Source organism: Lactococcus sp. S64 (assembly GCF_016516525.1).
Taxonomy (GTDB): domain Bacteria; phylum Bacillota; class Bacilli; order Lactobacillales; family Streptococcaceae; genus Lactococcus; species Lactococcus lactis.
This window is the reverse complement of record NZ_JACVUQ010000004.1, coordinates 50,294-67,520: the sequence shown is the minus strand read 5'-3', so window position 1 is coordinate 67,520 and position 17,227 is coordinate 50,294. Positions and strand designations below refer to the sequence as shown.

The 17,227-nt window shown below is 36.6% G+C and carries 13 protein-coding genes and 1 tRNA gene; all 14 read left to right on the top strand.

From position 1 onward, the window contains the following. Positions 1–60: 60 nt before the first annotated feature. The 14 genes from IAE51_RS05690 to IAE51_RS05625 all read left to right on the top strand — a co-directional run bounded on the left by IAE51_RS05690 (position 61) and on the right by IAE51_RS05625 (position 17,221). The gene (locus IAE51_RS05690; protein WP_010905323.1) at positions 61–807 is read left to right on the top strand and encodes a MurR/RpiR family transcriptional regulator; all 747 of its coding nucleotides are present in this window, start codon (positions 61–63) and stop codon (positions 805–807) included. A 241-nt stretch (positions 808–1,048) separates the two neighbouring features. Next, a complete protein-coding gene (locus IAE51_RS05685; RefSeq protein ID WP_003131553.1) occupies positions 1,049–1,375 on the top strand; it encodes a PTS sugar transporter subunit IIB in 327 nt (108 codons plus the stop codon). A gap of 84 nt (positions 1,376–1,459) precedes the next feature. Further along, on the top strand, positions 1,460–1,810 hold the full coding sequence (locus tag IAE51_RS05680) for a PTS lactose/cellobiose transporter subunit IIA (RefSeq protein WP_003131552.1): 351 nt from the start codon (positions 1,460–1,462) through the stop codon (positions 1,808–1,810). 90 nt (positions 1,811–1,900) lie between these two features. Then, complete coding sequence (locus tag IAE51_RS05675) at positions 1,901–2,632, top strand: MurR/RpiR family transcriptional regulator (RefSeq protein ID WP_012897241.1); 732 nt, start codon at positions 1,901–1,903, stop codon at positions 2,630–2,632. Between the two features lie 291 nt (positions 2,633–2,923). Continuing rightward, positions 2,924–4,261, top strand: coding sequence for a PTS sugar transporter subunit IIC (locus IAE51_RS05670; RefSeq protein ID WP_003131550.1), 1,338 nt, complete (start codon positions 2,924–2,926; stop codon positions 4,259–4,261). 81 nt (positions 4,262–4,342) lie between these two features. Continuing rightward, positions 4,343–5,779, top strand: coding sequence for a 6-phospho-beta-glucosidase (locus IAE51_RS05665; RefSeq protein ID WP_200094966.1), 1,437 nt, complete (start codon positions 4,343–4,345; stop codon positions 5,777–5,779). 285 nt (positions 5,780–6,064) lie between these two features. Next, positions 6,065–6,346, top strand: coding sequence for a hypothetical protein (locus IAE51_RS05660; RefSeq protein ID WP_003131548.1), 282 nt, complete (start codon positions 6,065–6,067; stop codon positions 6,344–6,346). A 157-nt stretch (positions 6,347–6,503) separates the two neighbouring features. Next, positions 6,504–6,574 (top strand) — tRNA-Cys (locus tag IAE51_RS05655). 133 nt (positions 6,575–6,707) lie between these two features. Further along, positions 6,708–8,672, top strand: a complete 1,965-nt coding sequence (gene ligA, locus IAE51_RS05650; RefSeq protein WP_200094964.1) for an NAD-dependent DNA ligase LigA — start codon at positions 6,708–6,710, stop codon at positions 8,670–8,672. 153 nt (positions 8,673–8,825) lie between these two features. Continuing rightward, positions 8,826–9,854, top strand: coding sequence for a diacylglycerol kinase family lipid kinase (locus IAE51_RS05645; RefSeq protein ID WP_080735938.1), 1,029 nt, complete (start codon positions 8,826–8,828; stop codon positions 9,852–9,854). A gap of 216 nt (positions 9,855–10,070) precedes the next feature. Next, the gene (locus IAE51_RS05640; RefSeq protein WP_003131545.1) at positions 10,071–11,207 is read left to right on the top strand and encodes an ABC transporter ATP-binding protein; all 1,137 of its coding nucleotides are present in this window, start codon (positions 10,071–10,073) and stop codon (positions 11,205–11,207) included. Between the two features lie 307 nt (positions 11,208–11,514). Then, positions 11,515–15,186, top strand: coding sequence for a pyruvate:ferredoxin (flavodoxin) oxidoreductase (gene nifJ, locus IAE51_RS05635; protein WP_195228971.1), 3,672 nt, complete (start codon positions 11,515–11,517; stop codon positions 15,184–15,186). A gap of 207 nt (positions 15,187–15,393) precedes the next feature. Further along, positions 15,394–16,272 carry a diadenylate cyclase CdaA gene (gene cdaA / locus IAE51_RS05630; protein ID WP_003131542.1) on the top strand — a complete coding sequence of 293 codons (879 nt, stop codon included), beginning with the start codon at positions 15,394–15,396 and terminating at the stop codon, positions 16,270–16,272. After that, a complete protein-coding gene (locus IAE51_RS05625; RefSeq protein ID WP_200094962.1) occupies positions 16,262–17,221 on the top strand; it encodes a YbbR-like domain-containing protein in 960 nt (319 codons plus the stop codon). Before cdaA ends, IAE51_RS05625 begins: the two co-directional genes overlap by 11 nt. Positions 17,222–17,227: the final 6 nt, after the last annotated feature.

Sequence of the window (17,227 nt, the reverse complement as noted above, 5' to 3'; positions counted from 1 at the left end):
AGTAAATTTTCAAAAGAATTTGTGGCGGAGCTAAATATTTCCAAATACGGAGAGTAAAAAATGATGTTTCTACCCGAACAAATCAGTAAACTTAACGAGCTTGAAACGCTAGTTTTTGATTTTATCATTAAATCACCTGAAGAAGTCCAACAAATGACGATTCGTGATTTAGCAAGTCAAGCCCATGTTTCAACTTCGACAATTGTCCGACTATGTACAAAACTTGGTTTTGAAGGTTGGTCTGATTTAAAATTTTACCTCAAAAATCAACTCAAAGAAAAAACACCAGAAGAGCAACATTATGATAATATGCTCGAATTCAACATGTTTTTACGTCGAATGAATACAGATAATTATCAGGCAAAACTCAATAATGCTGCACAAATGATTGCTAAAGCTGATTATACCGTGTTTTTAGGTTTAGGAACATCTGGTTCATTAAGTGAGTATGCTACTAAATATTTTGTAAATACTGGATTACGAAGCTTCGTTATTTCTGACCCGTTTCAAGCTGTTCAAGTTCAGGGTATGGGAAATGTTGTGGCAGTAATCATGTCTGTGTCAGGTGAAACAGAACAAGTTGTTAATAAAGAATTGGAGTTTAAAGCGGGCGGAGCAAAAATTATTTCGATTACAAATAATGAAGATTGCACCGTTGCTAAACTTGCTGATTACCAACTCTCGTACAATCTTGTTAACGAATGGTCCAAACAGTATCCTTTAGGGAATTTGACCACGCAACTCCCAGTACTAGCTATTTTAGAAATTTTAGCTCATAAATCGATTGATTATCATCTTAAAAAATAATAAATTTGTTCCAAAAAGAGAAACAAATATTTCAAAAAGCTACTATTTGATAGTAGCTTTTTTATTTTATGCCATAAAAGTCGCCTAAAGCTTGCTACAAAGCGAAAAATAAACTAATTAGTAAAATTTTTAAAGCACTTTCAAAAAATAGATAACGCTTGCATTATGAAAATGAAAACGTTATAATTATTTTTATAAAGAACGTTAAATTATAAAACGTTAAGAATAAGGAGAAATAATTATGGCAGATAAAGTTATTGCACTTGCATGTGCAGCCGGTATGTCAACATCACTTTTGGTATCAAAAATGCAAAAAGCAGCAGCAGATAACGGGAAAGATTACGAAATTTTCGCAAAATCAACAGCGGACATTGATAACATGCTTGCCGGAACAGGCTCACCAAAACCTGACGTTCTTCTTTTAGGCCCACAAGTTGCCTTCATGAAAGGTGAAGTTGCTAAAAAAGCTGAAATCGCTGGTGTGCCAATGGACGTTATCAAAATGCAAGATTATGGAATGATGCGCGGAGATAAAGTTCTTGCAGCAGCTGAAAACTTGATGAATTAAGGTTTGAAAATTTCAAACTTGTGAAAGAGCGAAAGCTCTTTTACTATGTAAAAATCTAAGCAAAGAGAAATGGGAAGATAAGAAATGACTGATAAATACGAGAATCCAACAAGTGATGACTACATGGGTGTTGTAATGGGCATTATCATGAGTGGAGGAAATGCCAAAGGTTTAGCCTTCCAAGCCATTCAACAAGCCAAAGCTGGTGAATTTGCCGAAGCTGAAAGTTCATTAAACGAAGCGAGCGAACAACTTCGTGAAGCACATGACGTTCAGACTGACCTTTTGACACGTTTAGCTCAAGGCGAAAAAATTGGTTGGAATCTTTACATGGTTCATGCTCAAGACCACTTAATGAATGCGATTACCTTTAAAGACCTTGCTGTAGAAGTTGTCGGTCAAGAACAACGCCTGCAAGCACTTGAAAACAAATAATATAGCTCCTAGCTTATTAGAAAAGCAAGATTAAAAGTTGCGGAGACGCAACTTTTTTCTAACCAAAAAGTTTAAAGAAGAAAGGAGAGAATGATGAGTTTTTTTGGAAATGTTGACTTTCAAAAATTAACCTACACGGAAAGAACTTGTTATAGTTATTTACGAGATAATGTTGATAAAATTCCTTATATGCGAGTCCGTGATATTGCTCTGGAAGCACATGTTGGAACTTCTAGCGTCATGCGCCTCATTCATAAAATGGGTTATGATTCATATACAGATTTTAAAGAGTACATTATTGATAAAAAAGAATTGGAAAAAGGAAGCTCAAATACGGCAATTCCCTTTTCACTAGATATTTTCTCTAACGATATTGAACAACGTTTGGATAATCTGGCACATCGAGTCATTGAAAGTGACAATATCATTTTTACAGGAGTAGGTTCCAGCGGTTTAATTTGCGATTATGCAGCCAGAAGATTAGCGGGAGTTGGAATTAATACCTTTTCATTTAGTGATGTGACTTATCCAATTGCTTCAAAATTACAAAATACAACCAACACTTTGGTAATTGCTTTATCCATCTCTGGGGAAACGAATGAAATCATTGAAGTACTGACCAGTTTGCGCTCTAATAAAGATGTCTATATTTCATGTATCACACCAAAATTGAATTCAAGTATTGCTGAACTGAGCGATTTTGTCCTTACTTATCGAATTAATGAACACCGAATCAATACGCATTATGATTTGACGAGTCAATTACCAACAGTTTATTTGACTGAGCGTTTAACAGATTTGGTTTATCAATTATCAAATTAAAAAGCCAAATTGGCTTTTTTATCTGCTCAGCCGTTCCTAATCGTTTGATGGATAAAACAAAAAAAGTTAAATTGAGATAACAAATATAATTTGCAAGGCTAATTTTCGCAACCTTAAAGGAAACTTATATGACATTTTTGGCACATTAGTCTTCACGAGTGGTACAGAACCAAAGTTTTGGAAAAACAAGAAACCGCTTTCTTTCTTTTGCTCTTTAGTGTTATAATGAAAATGTAGAAAAGATGAACGTGAAACCAGTTCATCAAAAAAAGTAAAGGAGACTGTTCAACCATGAACAATTTTATTCAAAACAAAATCATGCCTCCAATGATGAAATTTTTGAATACCCGTGCAGTCACGGCAATCAAAAATGGTATGATTTATCCTATTCCATTTATCATTATTGGTTCAGTATTCTTGATTCTTGGTCAATTGCCATTCCAAGCAGGCCAAGACTTCATGAACAAAATCAAATTGGGCCCACTCTTTTTACAAATTAATAATGCTTCATTTGGTATTATGGCCTTGCTTGCCGTATTCGGTATTGCTTACGCGTGGGTTCGAGATGCAGGTTATGAAGGAGTTCCTGCTGGTTTAACTGGTATTATCGTTCACATCTTGTTGCAACCAGACACAATTCATCAAGTAACATCTGTTACTGACCCAACTAAAGTTTCAACTGCTTATCAAGTAGGGGGAGTAATTGACCGAGCTTGGTTAGGTGGGAAAGGGATGGTTCTTTCAATCATCGTCGGACTCTTAGTCGGTTGGATTTACACTGGCTTTATGCGTCGTAACATCACAATTAAAATGCCGGAACAAGTTCCAGAAAACGTTGCGGCATCATTCACTTCACTTGTTCCTGCAGGAGCAATCATTGCCTTAGCTGGTGTTGTTCACGGAATTACAACAATCGGATTCAACACAACTTTCATTGAATTAGTTTATAAATGGATTCAAACTCCATTACAACACGTAACTGATGGTCCTGTCGGCGTCTTCGTTATTGCCTTTATGCCAGTATTTATCTGGTGGTTCGGTGTTCACGGAGCGACAATCATCGGTGGGATTATGGGACCATTGCTTCAAGCCAACTCTGCTGACAATGCTGCCCTCTATAAAGCAGGACATCTCAGTCTTTCAAATGGAGCCCACATCGTTACACAATCATTCATGGACCAATACTTGACAGTTACTGGTTCTGGTTTGACCATTGGTTTGGTTATCTTCCTCTTAGTGAGTGCAAAATCAGTTCAAGGTAAAACTTTAGGACGTATGGAAATTGGACCTGCAGTGTTCAATATTAATGAACCAATTCTCTTTGGTCTTCCTATTGTCTTAAATCCTATTCTTGCAATTCCATTTATCTTAGCACCATTGATTTCAGGAATCTTGACTTACTTAGTGATTTATCTAGGAATCATTCCACCATTTAACGGAGCTTATGTTCCATGGACAACACCCGCAGTTCTTTCAGGATACCTTGTAGGTGGCTGGCAAGGTATGGTTTGGCAAGTTATTATCCTTGCATTGACATCACTTCTCTACTGGCCATTTGCCAAAGCTTATGACAATATTCTTCTTAAAGAAGAAGCTGAAACAGAAGCTGAAATTAATGCTGCTGAATAATAGCAAATTTTAGATGAGCTCAAGAATTCTTGAGCTTATCTTATTAAAAATGTTAATTCTAAAAATTTAAAAGGAGAAATTATGACTTTAAAAAAAGACTTCCTCTGGGGAGGAGCAGTTGCTGCACATCAACTTGAAGGAGGATGGAATGCCGGCGGAAAGGGAGTTTCTGTTGCTGATGTCATGACAGCAGGGAGCAATGGAGTAGAGAGAAAAATCACAGATGGGGTAATTGAGGGAGAAAATTATCCGAATCATGAAGCTATTGATTTTTATCATCGCTACAAAGAAGATATTGCACTCTTTGATGAATTGGGATTAAATTGTTTTAGAACTTCCATTGCATGGACTCGTATTTTTCCAAATGGAGATGAAGCAGAACCTAATGAAGAAGGATTGCAATTCTATGATGATTTATTTGATGAGTGTTTAAAACATGGGATTGAACCTGTAATTACTCTATCTCACTTTGAACTTCCTTATCACTTAGTGACAGAATATGGTGGCTTTCGTAATCGTAAACTCATTGATTTCTTTGTCCATTTTTCAGAAGTCGTAATGAATCGTTATAAAGATAAAGTTAAATATTGGATGACTTTCAATGAAATCAACAACCAAGCAAACTATTTGCGTGATTTTGCACCATTTACTAACTCTGGTTTAAAATTCCCAGAAGGAGCAAGCGAAAAAGAACGTGAAGAAATGATGTATCAAGCGGCTCATTATGAGTTGGTTGCTTCTGCCAAAGTTGTCGCTCTGGGACATAAAATCAATCCAGATTTCCAAATTGGATGTATGATTGCCATGTGTCCGATTTATCCTGCAACTTGTAAACCAGAAGATATGATGGCTTCAACCGTTGCTATGCAACGTCGCTATTGGTTTGCAGATGTTCATGTTCGCGGACATTACCCAAGCTATTTAAAAGCCTATTTTAACCGTAAGGAATTTAAACTTGATATTCTTGATGATGATTTGAAAGCATTGGAAGAAGGAAAAGTAGATTATATTGGTTTTTCTTACTACATGAGTTTTGCAATTAAAGACCATGGTAAAGCTCCTACTTTTGATTACAATGAAGATAAAGATTTAGTCAAGAATGAATATGTTAAAGCTTCTGAATGGGGCTGGCAAATTGATCCTTTAGGATTACGTTATGCAATGAATTGGTTCTATGAACGTTATGAAAAACCACTCTTCATTGTTGAAAATGGTTTTGGTGCTGTAGATGAAGTTGAAGCTGACGGAAGTATTCACGACCCTTATCGAGTAGATTATTTAAAAGCTCATATAGAAGCAATGAAAAATGCTGTAGATTATGATGGAGTTGACTTAATGGGTTATACTCCGTGGGGCTTTATTGACCTTGTTTCTGCTGGGACAGGTGAGATGAAAAAACGCTATGGCGTCATATATGTAGATAAGGATAACGAAGGAAATGGGACATTAGAACGTTCGAAAAAAGACTCCTTTACTTGGTATCAAAAAGTTATCGCAACAAATGGTGAAGAACTTTAAAAATAAAAGACACGAAAGTGTCTTTTTATTTTTATTGGAATGTAAAGAAAACACTCCAAAAGTGGAAAAAGTAGTATAAAGGGTACGTAACTGTATTTTATTAATTTTTTGGTGAACTTTAAAGCCTAATAAAGTAAAAATATCAGATTATAAGTTATTTTCATGTAAAAAACGTTTCCGATATGAAAAGAACAAGGGTTAAATTTCCAACTAGCTTTTGACAAATTTGTTCATTTTGCTAAAATATCTTTACTGAGTAGTTCATGTGTAACAGAAAGGGGTTTTATGCAAGCAAAATATAGGGGACAGCTTGTAGAAGTCTGGAAAATTTCGCATCGACCAATTCATGAAATATGGGTTAGGCAGGCTTTTGAACAAGAACGGCTTTCTTGGAATGAATGGAATAAAAACGTTTTAAATTTTGAGTCAATTTCAGGAGATTTGGCTTTAGTTGGCGATTTTTTGATTCAAAAAGATGGAAGAAGATTTCATGTTGTCAGCAGAGAAAATGTTCAGCGGGATTTGGTCTTTATGGACACAGAAACAAATTTTAAAATTGGTAATTAAAACAGAAAAGTTGCATAGCTCAAGTCATTTTTTATTGATTTGGAGTTAGCAAATGATTGTTAAAGCCTGTCGGTCGTGACTCAAATGATTTAACTGGAAGTAGAGTGAGCTCATGCTTGCCATAAATTTATTTTTCCGCTATAATAGTTTATGTTGTGGCGGCGTAGTGAAGTGGTAACACATGGCTCTGCAAAAGCTTAATCGTCGGTTCAAATCCGACCGTCGCCTTAATAAAAAAAGATACTTGCTTGGAAAAGCAAGTTTTTTTGTTTTAAATTACATCATTTTTTTAATAGAAATTTGCCTTTTTGATGTGCTTCGGTAATCATACTGACTGGTCTTTTGTGTTAAAATAGGAGCTATGAATATCGAGTCAAAAATTAAAGAGCTTACGGAAAAATTAAATCAGTATGCTTATGAATATTATACTTTAGATGAGCCTTCGGTAGAAGACAGTGAGTACGATCGACTCTATCAAGAATTGGTAAAATTGGAGGCTGAAAATCCACAACTAACTAGAGCGGATTCTCCAACGCACCGAACAGGTGGGGTTATTTTAGACGGATTTGTTAAATTTAGACACCCTTATAATCTCTATAGTTTAGGGGATGTTTTTTCGCGTGAAGAATTAGCAGTTTGGGAAGAACGAGTTCGCAAGGAAATTGCTAATCCAGAGTATATTTGTGAATTAAAAATTGATGGTCTTTCATTGTCTCTTTATTATGAGAATGGTTTGCTTGTGACTGCAGCGACTCGGGGCGATGGAACAACGGGTGAAAATATCACAGAAAATGTGAAACGGATCAAAGATGTTCCTTTAAAGCTTAAAGAAGCAATTGATATTGTGGTACGTGGTGAAGCTTATCTTCCACGTAAGAATTTTGCTAAACTGAACAAAGAGCGTGAACTTGAAGGAGCAGCTCCTTTTGCTAATCCAAGAAATGCGGCAGCTGGGACTTTACGTCAACTTGATACGAAAATAGTTGCCAAACGTGGTCTTGCAACTTTCCTTTATCAAGAAGCAAGTCCAGCAACCAATGACACTCAAGAAGAAGTCTTAGAATATTTTGAAGAACTTGGTTTCCAAGTCAATCCTGAACGTAAATTTGCTCGAAATATGGATGAAATTTGGGAATTTATTGAAGAGGCTACCCGTCTGCGTGACGAACTCCCCTATGATATTGACGGGGTTGTTGTAAAAGTTAATAATCTTGCTGAGCAGGAGGAATTAGGTTTTACGGTTAAGGCACCGCGCTGGGCGATTGCTTACAAATTTCCAGCTGAACAAGCAGAAACAGAAATTTTGTCTGTTGACTGGACTGTCGGTCGGACAGGAGTTGTCACCCCAACAGCAAATATGACCCCGGTTCTTTTAGCACAGACAACGGTTGCTCGAGCAACTTTGCACAATGTGGACTATATTGAAGAAAAAGATATCCGTATTGGCGATCATGTCTTGATTTATAAGGCAGGGGATATTATTCCGAAGGTTGGGAAAGTACTTTTGGATAAACGGCCAGAAGGTCTTGAAGGCTTAGAAATTCCAACGAAATGTCCAGAGTGTGGTTCGGAGTTAATTCATTTTGAAGATGAAGTGGCTTTACGCTGTGTTAACCCCTTATGTCCGGCGCAAATTCGGGAAAAACTAATTCATTTTGCTAGTCGTGATGCTATGAATATTGTGGGCTTAGGCCCGTCAGTCATTTCACAACTTTTTGATAAAAAATTGGTGGCTGATGTTGCTGATTTATATCAATTGACGATTGAAGATTTACTGACATTAGATAAGGTCAAAGAAACATTGGCTCAAAAAATTGTGTCAGCAATTGCGCAGAGTCGTGAAAATTCGGCGGAAAAATTATTATTTGGTTTAGGAATTCGTCATGTTGGTGGTAAAGCGGCTAAATTACTTTTGGAACGTTTTGCTAATCTTCGAGCGCTTTCTAAAGCAACAGAAGAAGAAATTTCTGAAATTCCATCTTTAGGTGGGGTCATTGCTACGGCTGTCGTTTCTTATTTTGAAACTGACGGAGCAAAAATTTTACTGGATGAACTTGAAAATACTGGTGTAAATTTTGATTATTTAGGGGCTGTTAATGTTGAAGGAATATTATCAGGTAAGACAGTTGTCTTAACTGGTAAATTGACGACTTTGAAGCGCTCAGAAGCAAAAGAAAAATTGGAAGCGTTGGGAGCAAATGTTTCTGGTTCTGTTTCTAAGAAAACTGATTTGGTAGTCGCCGGAGAAGAAGCAGGTAGCAAACTGACAAAAGCTCAAGACTTAGGAATTGAAATCTGGTCAGAGCAAGATTTGCTTGATTTATAAACTAATTTGTATTGAATATTACTGACAGACTTTAGTGAGAGCGTAAATTTACTGACAGAAATTTGAACCTTGGTTCAATTGGTGGGGTCACTCTTTTGGGAGTTTGTCAGTAAATTATTTTTTAAGAATGGATGAGAGAAGGTTTCGGAGAAAATGATGAAGGCGAGATTGATTTACAATCCGACATCGGGTCAAGAAATTATAAAAAAACATATTGCAGATATTTTGGATAAATTAGAGCAATATGGTTATGAGGCCAGTGCTTATCAAACCACAGCAGAACAAGATTCCGCAAAAAAAGAGGCGGCAAGAGCAACAGAAGCTGGCTTTGATTTAATCATTGCGGCTGGTGGTGATGGTACTATTAATGAAGTTGTAGCTGGAATTTCTCCTTTTGAGAAACGTCCTCAATTAGCTATTGTTCCAACGGGAACGACAAACGACTTTGCTAGGGCTTTAAAAATTCCAAGAGGAAAACCGCTTGAAGCGATTGAAATTATTGGTAAAAATCAGATTCTAAATATTGATGTCGGTCATGCCGTAATCAGAGAAACACAAGATGAACAGTATTTTATTAATATCGCTGCTGGGGGCGGTTTGACAGAACTTACTTACAGTGTTCCCAGTCATTTAAAAACGGCTTTTGGTTATTTGGCCTATTTAGCAAAGGGTGCAGAACTTTTACCTCGTGTGCGTAAAGCACCGGTTCGTGTTGTTCATGATGAAGGCGTATTTGAGGGTGATATTTCAATGTTCTTTGCCGCACTTACTAATTCAGTTGGTGGCTTTGAAAAGATTGCACCTGATGCTAAATTAGATGATGGACTTTTCACACTGATTTTGGTGAAAACAGATAATCTATTTGAACTTATTGCTTTACTTGCGATTGTAGCTAATGGAAAACATTTGGATGATGTTAATTTGGAATACATTAAAACAAGTAAAATAGAAATCGAAGCCTTAGGCGGTCAAAAAATTCTTCTTAATTTAGATGGAGAATATGGTGGAGATGCTCCAGTTCAATTTGATAATCTCAAAGGTCATTTGGATATGTATGTAAACCTTGATGAAATTAACGATGACCATTACCTTGGAGACGAAGAAACCTTGGCATTAGAAGCAGTTGCGCAAAAATTTGCCGAAGAAGCAAATAAAATTAAAGACGAAGATGAAGAAGGTTAAAAAGTTACTGACAGATCTGTCAGTAACTTTTTCTGTCAGTAAAATACGACGGCTCGGAGCATTTTAGTTGAGGCTAAGAGAATTGTCAACTACATTAATAATTCTGTCAGTAAAATGTGCAACTTGTACAATTAATTTAGGCAAATCACTGATTGAAAACAGAAAACGTTTACAGTAGAATAATATTAAAGAACAAATGTTATTAGAGGAGAAAAAATGACAACACTCAGTTTAGACAAAATCTACAAAAAATATCCCAATGCGACGCAATACGCTGTTGAAGATTTCAACATTGATATCAAAGATAAAGAATTCATTGTATTCGTTGGTCCTTCAGGTTGTGGTAAATCAACAACATTGCGAATGGTCGCTGGTCTTGAAGATATTACCGAAGGCGAATTTAAAATTGACGGTAAAATCATGAATGATGTCGCACCAAAAGATCGTGATATTGCCATGGTTTTCCAAAACTATGCGCTTTATCCACATATGACCGTTTTTGATAACATGGCCTTTGGTTTGAAACTTCGTAAGTTCAAAAAAGATGAAATTAAACGTCGTGTTGAAGAAGCTGGAACAATTCTTGGTCTTTCTGATTTACTTGACCGTAAACCTGCTGACTTATCAGGTGGGCAACGTCAACGGGTAGCAATGGGACGTGCGATTGTTCGTGACGCCAAGGTTTTCCTCATGGATGAACCTTTGTCAAACTTGGATGCTAAACTTCGTGTTTCAATGCGTACAGAAATTGCAAAAATTCACCGTCGAATTGGAGCGACAACAATCTATGTAACCCATGACCAAACTGAAGCGATGACTCTTGCTGACCGTATTGTTATTATGTCATCATCACCAAACTCTGATAAAACAGGGACAGTTGGTCGTGTTGAACAAATCGGAACACCACAAGAGCTTTATAATGAACCTGCTAATAAATTTGTTGCCGGTTTTATCGGTAGTCCTGCGATGAACTTCTTTAATGTCAAAGTTGCTTCTGGAAAATTAACAAATAATGAAGGTTTGAATATGGACCTTCCAGAAGGAAAAGCAAAATTGCTTAAAGAACAAGGGTATGAAGGAAAAGAAGTGATTCTTGGAATTCGTCCAGAAGACATTCAAGCAAGCAATTTGGCACAACAAGCCTATCCAAATCAAACAATTGAAGCTGAAGTTGTCGTTTCTGAACTTCTTGGAGCAGAAACTATGCTTTATCTTAGAGCTGGTTCAACTGAGTTTGTTTCTCGTGTTGAAGCGCGTGATTTCCGCAATCCAGGAGAAAAAATTACAGTGGCTTTGAACCTAAACAAATCACATTTCTTTGATGCTCAAACTGAACATCGCATCATTGATTAAAATTTACGCCCTCTTATCTCTAAAGATTCTGTCATTAATTGATAGAATCTTTTTTAGTTTGTAAGTGAAAAAATTACTGATAGGTCTTGTAAATAAAGGCTTTTCAACGATAATGTCAAAGATAATTGACACTAAGCAGCTTCAACTTTTCAGGCTTAAAATGCTAAAATTAACTTAGTCAAAATAATATTATTAGGAAAGCTCTCGTCTTTTTCGATTTAGTACTAAATCACATAAAGAACACCGACACCGCTCTTTATGCCGTAAAAATGTCGAATAAATGCTCTCCTGAGAAGGTTTGAAAAAAATGAAAAAAACAATGGACGGAAACATGGCGGCAGCACATATTGCTTACGCCTTTTCAGAAATTGCCGTAATTTATCCAATTACCCCAAGTTCACCAATGGCAGATTATACTGATGCGTGGTCAGTTGCTGGTCGTAAAAATATCTGGGGCTCAACAGTAAAAATTACAGAACTACAATCAGAAGCCGGTGCAGCAGGTGCCATGCACGGTGTTCTTAAAGCAGGAGGGCTTGCGACAACTTATACCGCTTCGCAAGGGCTCCTTTTAATGCTTCCAAATATGTATAAAATGGCTGGTGAACTTTTGCCAGCAGTTATTCATGTCGCAGCTCGTGCCGTAGCGGCTGGGGCGCTTAATATTTTTGGAGACCAGTCTGATGTGATGTCAGCCAGAACAACTGGGTTTGCCATGTTAGCAGAGTCATCTGTTCAAGAAGTGATGGACTTGTCAGCAGTTGCCCACTTAGCAACACTTGAAGGTTCAGTTCCTTTCTTGAATTTCTTTGACGGTTTTAGAACTTCTCATGAAATTCAAAAAATTGATGTTATTGATTATCAAGATTTATTACCAATGGTTAATCAAGAAAAATTAGCTGATTTTCGTGACCGTGCAATGAACCCTGATCATCCTACAGTTTCAGGGACAAATCAAAATGCAGATATCTATTTCCAACAAAGGGAAACGGTCAATTCTTACTATGAAGCTCTTCCTGAAATCGTTCAAAAGTACATGGGAAAAATCAATAAACTTCGTGGGACAGATTATGATTTAGTCAATTATTATGGCGCACCTGATGCGACAGAAGTCATTGTTTCTATGGGTTCTGTTGCTGGGACAATTGAGCAAACAGTTGATTATTTAAATGGACAAGGCCGAAAAGTTGGTTTTATCAATGTTCACTTGTATCGTCCATTTCCATTGGAAAACTTTCTTGAAAAATTACCAAAGACAGTCAAATCAGTAGCAGTCTTAGACCGTACAAAAGAATCGGGTTCAAATGGAGAACCTCTTTTCCTTGACGTTCAATCAGCGCTTTTCAATTCTAATGTTAAACAAGTGATTGGTGGCCGCTATGGAATTGGTGGAAAAGATACTCGTCCAGAACACATCGTCAGTGTTTTTGATGAATTAGTCAAAGCACAACCAAAACGTATGTTTACAATCGGAATTAATGATGATGTTACAAACTTGTCTCTGACAAATTCAAGAGTCCTTGATTTAACACCAGCAGATACATTTCAAGCAAAATTCTGGGGCTTTGGTTCAGATGGAACAGTTGGCGCCAATAAAGCAGCAATCAAAATTATTGGTGACCATACTGATAAATATGTTCAAGCCGCTTTTGAATATGATTCAAAAAAATCAGGTGGATTAACCATTTCACATTTACGTTTTGGTGATTCGCCAATTACTTCTGAATATATGACAGCTACACTTGATTTTGTTGCTTGTCACAACATGACTTATGTACGTAAATATAACTTGACCAAAGGCTTGAAAGCTGGAGGCCTATTTCTATTAAACACAAGTTGGAATCTAGAACAACTTTCAAAAAATCTTCCGAATGAAATGAAGAAATTCATTGCCGAAAATCAAATTCGATTTTATACGATTGATGCCATGAAAATTGCTCATGAAACCGGAATGGAACGCAGAATTAACACGATTATGCAGGTCGCCTTTTTCAAATTGGCTCATGTTATGCCTTTTGATGAAGCCTATGAGATTCTGAAAAAAGATGCTCAAAAATATGCAAAGAAATCACCAACCATTGTTGAACAAAATTTGAATGCAATGGCACTTGCTTTGAACGGCTTGCATGAAGTAAAGATTCCAGAAAGCTGGGCTGAAACTCAAGAAGAAAAAACGAAAGTTCTTACGACAGAAAGTTCTCGTAAAAAATATGTTTTTGAAATTGTAAATAAAACCAATGCCTTTGAAGGTGATGAACTTTCGGTACAAACCTTAGTCGATAACAAAATGACTTTTGGAGATGAACCATTGGGAACAAGTGCTTCTGAAAAAAGGGGAATTGCCTTAGAAATTCCTGAATGGAATGCCCAAGCTTGTATTCAATGTAATGAATGTTCATTTGTTTGTCCACATGCTGCCATCAGACCATTTTTAGTCGTCGAAGACGAATGGAATCAAGCGCCAGAAGGTTTCCATGTTATGGATTATAAAGGAGCTGATGGCTTAAAATATCGGATTCAGGTCTCTGTTGAAGACTGTACAGGTTGTGGATTATGTGTTGAAGCCTGTCCTAAAAAGGGTGAAGCTTTAAAAATGATTCCTTATGAGGGACAAGAAAAAGAATCTGTCAATTGGGCTTTTGCGCAAACCCTTAAAACAAAAGAAAATCCAGCTCGTCCAGGTACAATTGCCGCTAGTCAATTTGAAAAACCACTTTTTGAATTTTCAGGAGCATGCTCAGGCTGTGGTGAAACACCATATATTAAATTATTGACACAAATGTTTGGTGACCGAATGATGATTTCCAATGCAACTGGCTGTTCAGCCATTTATGGCGGAACACAAGCAACACCATATACAACAAATGAGTTTGAACAAGGCCCTGCATGGTCAAACTCACTCTTTGAGGATAATGCGGAATACGGATATGGAATGTGGTTAGCTTCTCAAACCAGACGTCAAAAATTAGCAGCCCAAGTCCTTGAAGCCTTGCCAGAAATGTCAGATGATTTGCAAAAATTGGCGAAAGACTGGGTAGAACACTTAGAAGATTCAGAAGGAACACGAGCAAGAGCCGAAAAAATGAAGGGAATGCTTGCTTCTGAACACTTCAACTCAGCTAAGTTGGATGAAATATATAAACAAAAAGATCAATTTGTAAAACCAACCCAATGGATATTTGGTGGGGATGGTTGGGCCTATGATATTGGTTTTGGCGGTTTAGACCATATCGTGGCTTCAGGTGCTGATGTTAATATCTTAGTTATGGACAACGAAGTCTATGCCAATACTGGGGGACAAGTTTCTAAAGCAACTCCAGCTTCAGCAATTGCACAATTTGCTGCTGGCGGTAAATCTAATACGAAAAAAGATTTAGGAGCGATGCTAATGACCTACGGAGATGTTTATGTGGCTCAGATTGCTTCTGGAGCAAACATGATGCAAACAATCCGTGCCTTTGATGAAGCTGAAAAATTTAAAGGTCCATCAGTCATTATTGCTTATACTCCATGTATTTCACATGGTTTATATGGAGGAATACATTTAGCACTTGATGAAGCAAAAGAAGCCGTGAATTCTGGTTATTGGCAACTTTATCGCTATAATCCTCTTCTTGAAGATTTGGGTAAAAATCCGATGATTCTTGATTTCAAAAAACCTGATTTTAGTAAAGTTAGAGATTTCTTATTGACACAATCTCGTTTTGGTAATCTATTAAAAGTTGATGCTGAACATGCAGAAAGTTTGTATGCTAAAGCTGCCAAAGATTCTCGTAAACGATTTATGCGTTATGCTAGAACATCAGGAGATTTAGATAAGTATTTAGAACGTGAAGCAAAAGCACTGGCGAAAAAAAATCCTGAATCAGAGGGGACTATAGAAGCTACTCTGCCAAAAGAACGTAAGAAACGTCCAGTTGATCCTGAGCGTGAAGCAAGACGAGCTGCTCGTAAAGCAGAACGTGAGGCTAAAAAATAATATATTCTTACTAATGAAAAGTTACTGACAGAATTTTTGTCAGTAATTTTTTTATTCTCGTCAGCTAAAAACTACAGTTTTGCTAATGTAAAAATTACAGATAGATTAAGGGAATAAGAACAAGATGATAAATCTTTATTTGGGAATAAAGCAGTTCACTTAAAATTTTGGTATAATTAGACTAACAATATAAAAGGAGGGGGACTTTTGACCGACTTCAATCAATTTTTTAACCTTGAGTTTTGGCAAAAGATTTTTGAATTGAATGAATCACCTCTGCGAATTGCTATTGCAATATTAGATATTGCAATTATCAGTTTTTTCCTTTATCAAGCGATTAGGTTTGTACAAGGAACAAAATTAATGACGCTTGTTCGTGGTGTGATTATTTTCATTTTTATCAGAATTATTGCCGGACTTATTGGACTTACAACAGTTGAGTGGTTACTCAACCAAGTTATTACCTATGGGGTTATCGCCGGAGTTATCATTTTTCAGCCTGAAATTAGGCGAGCGCTTGAAAGCTTAGGAAGAACAACCACATTATTTACACCAACGAGAAAAAGTAGCCCTGATGGGCATATTTCAGCTTACGAGAAATCTTTTGCTTACATGTCTGAGCGAAAAATTGGCGCTTTGATTGCGATTGAGCAAGGGCAAAATTTAAATGAATTTGTAAGTACAGGGATTCGTTTAGATGCGGATATTACTAGCGAACTACTTATTAATATTTTCATTCCAAATACACCTTTACACGATGGCGCGGTCATTGTTCAGGGAAACAAAATTGCTGTAACCTCTGCCTATCTTCCTTTGACCGAAAAATCGGGGATTTCAAAACAATTTGGGACTAGACACCGTGCTGCAATTGGACTTTCTGAAGTCTCAGATGCTTTAATTTTAGTGGTTTCCGAAGAAACTGGTGGAATTTCAATTGCTCACAATGGAGAATTTTTCGCGGATATTTCCAAAGAAAAATTCCATGATATTCTAGTGGCCATTTTAGTTCCTAAAGTTGAAAAAAATGAAAAAGGAACAGGGAAGAATAGAAAAAATAAAGCAGGAGGAAAGAAAAATGGCAAATAAATTTTTTAATTCCAAAACATTTTATATCCTTGCCTCTGTTTTCTTTGCGATTGTCCTTTTCTTTAATGCTAATGCAACATCCATCCGTAATCAGGGAACTAATCAGTCTGGAGAAGTTTACACAGCCACAATTAATAACGTTCCAGTAGAATTGAAATATAATTCTAATAAATATTTCGTTAGTGGTTATAACAGCACTGCGACGGTTCATCTTTCTGGATATAATCGCTTGTCTATCACTAATGAAGAAAATTCGGACACAAGAAATTTCTTTTTAAGTGTTGATTTGACCAAACTAAAAACAGGAAAATTTGATGTACCAATTCGGATTGAACAACTGACTGGCGGAGTAACGGCAACGATTGAACCTAAAACAATGAATATCACTTTAGAAGACAAAGTGAAGAAAGAGTTTGAAGTAACACCAAAAGCTGATTCAACTCAATTGCCAGAAGGTTTTACAATTGATTCACTTTCAGTGAGTGATGAAAAGGTAAAAGTGACTGCCGGGGAAGAGAGCATCAAAAAAATTCAAGCAATTGAAGCTGCATTACCAAATGATGTTAATTTAAATGAAAATTATTCAGGCACAGTCACTCTTCATGCCGTAGACAGCACAGGTAAAATTCTTCCAGCACAAATTGAACCTTCAACGACTCATTTAAAAGTTGTAGTAAATAAATTAACTAAAGATGTGCCGGTTAAAGTGACACAAAAAGGAACGCTTGATAAGACTTTATCATCTATTAAGACAAAAGTATCTGATAAAACAGTTACTCTTTCAGGAGAAAAAAGTGCTTTAGAAGCAATCAACGAGGTTGAAGCATCAGTGGATATCTCTGGAGTTGTAAAAGAAACGAAAGTAACTGTTCCTATACGTGCAACAGGAGTAAGTGCTGATCCACAAGAAGTTGAAGTAACATTAACACCTGTAAAAATAAGTGGATAAATTTTC

What these genes read in the sequence shown, in the direction of transcription:
- IAE51_RS05690 (WP_010905323.1), top strand. Translation starts at nt 61, where the DNA reads ATGATGTTTCTACCCGAACAAATCAGTAAACTTAACGAGCTTGAAACG.
- IAE51_RS05685 (WP_003131553.1), top strand. Translation starts at nt 1,049, where the DNA reads ATGGCAGATAAAGTTATTGCACTTGCATGTGCAGCCGGTATGTCAACA.
- IAE51_RS05680 (WP_003131552.1), top strand. Translation starts at nt 1,460, where the DNA reads ATGACTGATAAATACGAGAATCCAACAAGTGATGACTACATGGGTGTT.
- IAE51_RS05675 (WP_012897241.1), top strand. Translation starts at nt 1,901, where the DNA reads ATGATGAGTTTTTTTGGAAATGTTGACTTTCAAAAATTAACCTACACG.
- IAE51_RS05670 (WP_003131550.1), top strand. Translation starts at nt 2,924, where the DNA reads ATGAACAATTTTATTCAAAACAAAATCATGCCTCCAATGATGAAATTT.
- IAE51_RS05665 (WP_200094966.1), top strand. Translation starts at nt 4,343, where the DNA reads ATGACTTTAAAAAAAGACTTCCTCTGGGGAGGAGCAGTTGCTGCACAT.
- IAE51_RS05660 (WP_003131548.1), top strand. Translation starts at nt 6,065, where the DNA reads ATGCAAGCAAAATATAGGGGACAGCTTGTAGAAGTCTGGAAAATTTCG.
- ligA (WP_200094964.1), top strand. Translation starts at nt 6,708, where the DNA reads ATGAATATCGAGTCAAAAATTAAAGAGCTTACGGAAAAATTAAATCAG.
- IAE51_RS05645 (WP_080735938.1), top strand. Translation starts at nt 8,826, where the DNA reads ATGATGAAGGCGAGATTGATTTACAATCCGACATCGGGTCAAGAAATT.
- IAE51_RS05640 (WP_003131545.1), top strand. Translation starts at nt 10,071, where the DNA reads ATGACAACACTCAGTTTAGACAAAATCTACAAAAAATATCCCAATGCG.
- nifJ (WP_195228971.1), top strand. Translation starts at nt 11,515, where the DNA reads ATGAAAAAAACAATGGACGGAAACATGGCGGCAGCACATATTGCTTAC.
- IAE51_RS05625 (WP_200094962.1), top strand. Translation starts at nt 16,262, where the DNA reads ATGGCAAATAAATTTTTTAATTCCAAAACATTTTATATCCTTGCCTCT.